1 protein-coding gene is annotated in these 1,179 nt (G+C 48.6%); it reads right to left on the reverse strand.

The window, feature by feature from the left end:
- Positions 1-149: 149 nt before the first annotated feature.
- Positions 150-1,046 carry a pirin family protein gene (locus QUA44_RS30555; protein ID WP_333257687.1) on the reverse strand — a complete coding sequence of 299 codons (897 nt, stop codon included), beginning with the start codon at positions 1,044-1,046 and terminating at the stop codon, positions 150-152.
- Between the last annotated feature and the right edge of the window lie 133 nt (positions 1,047-1,179).

Here is a 1,179-nt window from a genome sequence, read left to right on the forward strand (position 1 = left end):
TTTTTGAGCAACAGCTTGCCTGAGATTCAAAGGTGGCTACTTCTAGCTGTGCTCATTTTTTAGTCTAAACTACAGTCCGTGAAGATGAGAGTAAAAAAGACAGATTCTGAATTAACAAACAGTTTTTTAATTTAAATCGCTGCGGTTATTCACAACGGTTGCTCTGCTTGAGAAGGTGGCTCTTCTGGCAGCGGAATAAACTCTGTCTCTTGAGGAACCTGAGCAAACCGTCCCTCTCTCCAATCGAGTTTAGCTTGCTCAATGCGCGAGTGGCGACTCGAAACAAAATTCCACCACTTATGCCGCTCACCAACAGGTTCACCGCCAATCACAATACAACGAGCCTTGCCTGAAGCAGAAATGTTTACTTCAGTGCCGGAAGTGAGAACTGCCAACCGATGTTGTTCCAGAGGCACTCCATCAATAACAAGCCCCTCTGTTACGCTGTAAACCGCCTGTTCGCTGTAATGGCTCGGTAAGGTAAATTCTCTTCCAGCAGTCAGTTGCACGTCCAGATAAATCATGGGGGAAAATATTTGAACTGGGGAAGTGCGACCATAGGCATCACCGGCAATTAGGGTGAATGAAACTCCTGCATCCTCCCAAGCAGGCAGTTCAGTTGCCGGATGATGCCGAAACCAGGGGTCGGTTTCTTCGTATTCATCGGGAAGGGCTATCCAGGTTTGGATGCCATGCAGAATGGCTTCTTTGCTGCGCTCGTCGTCAGGGGTGCGTTCAGAGTGGACAATGCCTCGCCCTGCAGTCATCCAGTTCACCGCACCAGGACGGATTTCTTGAACGCTGCCCACACTATCACGATGCAGTAAAACCCCTTCAAACAGGTAGGTGACGGTTGCTAAGTTGATGTGCGGATGCGGCCTGACATCCACGCCCCGGCCGGGTGGAAACACCGCAGGGCCGAGATGGTCAAAAAAGATGAACGGGCCTACCAGTGCTAGAACGTCTGAGGGAAGCAGGCGGCGGGCTTGGAATCCACCCAAATCTTGAATGTGCGGCTCGATGAGATGTTGGATGCTATCGGTCATGATGTTTATGAAGTTGCGAACGCTAATTGTCTATGTCAAAAGTGCATTATACAAAAGGTAGTCCCCTGAAGGAAAGGATCGAGAGAATAAAACTGAATTCAAAGAAAAGTAGGCATTTAGAGTTGTAAATTAG

This window comes from Microcoleus sp. N9_A2, assembly GCF_036701775.1.
Taxonomy (GTDB): Bacteria; Cyanobacteriota; Cyanobacteriia; order Cyanobacteriales; family Microcoleaceae; genus Microcoleus.

Excerpts from the sequence above, each read along its gene's own strand:
- QUA44_RS30555 (WP_333257687.1), bottom strand. The coding sequence starts at position 1,046 with ATGACCGATAGCATCCAACATCTCATCGAGCCGCACATTCAAGATTTG.